2 pseudogenes are annotated in these 1,418 nt (G+C 37.9%); one reads left to right on the plus strand and one right to left on the minus strand.

Features of this window, described 5'->3' with window-relative positions:
* A pseudogene (locus tag K4H96_RS05820) lies at positions 1 to 1,075 on the minus strand (DEAD/DEAH box helicase family protein); the annotation flags it as partial.
* On the opposite strand from K4H96_RS05820, the pseudogene K4H96_RS05825 reads away from it, so the two are divergent.
* Positions 1,069 to 1,418 (plus strand): annotated as a pseudogene (locus K4H96_RS05825) (hypothetical protein); the annotation flags it as partial. The pseudogenes K4H96_RS05820 and K4H96_RS05825 sit on opposite strands and share 7 nt — an antisense overlap.

A 1,418-nucleotide genomic window follows, 5' to 3' on the forward strand; every position in this document is an offset into this window, starting at 1 on the left:
CTTCCTGAATCTGTCGAACCTTCATTTCCATATCCACGTTCTTCTTAGAGGTTGTATTGGTAATCCCTGCTACATTTCCAAGTCCAGTAATTGGACGAATATTTTTAAAGTGATGTGCTTCATCCACAAAGAGAAAATCAATTCCTAAGTTCTCAAAATCAATAAAACTATCACGATTAAAGCGTTGGAGTTCTTCCAATTGTTTCTCTAGACCACTTATTGATTGCTCTGCTTCTTTAACGGTATACTTATTTTCAGAATGTGTTTTAATCTCTCGTAGTTCATTGAGTTTATCCTCTATATAGTTCATCTGTCTTTCCTTACTGACAGGGATTTTTTCAAATTGAGAATCCCCAATGACAATGGCATCGTAATCTCCTGTAATAATACGAGAAACAAATTGTTTTCTTCTCGCCTTCACAAAATCTTTCTTAGTGGTCACAAAGACTTTTTTAGTAGGGAAAAATTTCATGATTTCTTGGCCAAACTGAGCAGACAAACTAGAGGGCACCACATACAAGGGCTTATGAACCATCCMCAACTCCTTTAATTTAAACCCAGCACCAAGCATGGTCAAGGTCTTTCCTGAACCTACCTCATGAGCTAATAAGGCTCTTTTTTCTTCTATAATTCTTTGAATGGCATTCTCTTGGTGAGGACGAAGACTGATGTTTTGTGCCAAGCCATCAATGACTAGATGGCTACCATCATACTCTCGACTAACCGTCCGATTATAAAGACGATTGTAACTTTCTTCAATGACTTGTTGGACTTCTGGATACTGTGAGACAAATTCTTGAAAGAGCTCTTGTAAATGCTGCTCTTTTGCTCTTAGAACAGAGGTTTTTTCCAAATCTGTGATGGTCTTTTTCTTTTCTCCTTCCGTAACAGTCATGGTAATCGTCKGTTGGTTCGAATTAAGTAAATTCTCAAAAATCTTTCTTCCTGTATCATAACGTGACCCACTAACTCCAAGACTACTATCTTTGGCACTTGGATAGCGATAAGCAAATGATGTCCTTAAATGAACCTGGCCATCGACAGGATTCACTTCAATGACTTGTTCAACATCTGGCAGATATTGAGTTTAAAATAGGGTCACGTTGGATTCCTCAATCCGTTTATGGTAAATTTGCCTTTGAATGTTTTACCAATCGTGAATTTGAATTGTCTTCGCCAGATGTTGAACAAGTCATTGAAGTGAATCCTGTCGATGGCCAGGTTCATTTAAGGACATCATTTGCTTATCGCTATCCAAGTGCCAAAGATAGTAGTCTTGGAGTTAGTGGGTCACGTTATGATACAGGAAGAAAGATTTTTGAGAATTTACTTAATTCGAACCAACCGACGATTACCATGACTGTTACGGAAGGAGAAAAGAAAAAGACCATCACAGATTTGGAAAAAACCTCTGTTCT

The organism is Streptococcus sanguinis (genome assembly GCF_020729765.1).
Lineage (GTDB): Bacteria > Bacillota > Bacilli > Lactobacillales > Streptococcaceae > Streptococcus > Streptococcus sanguinis_Q.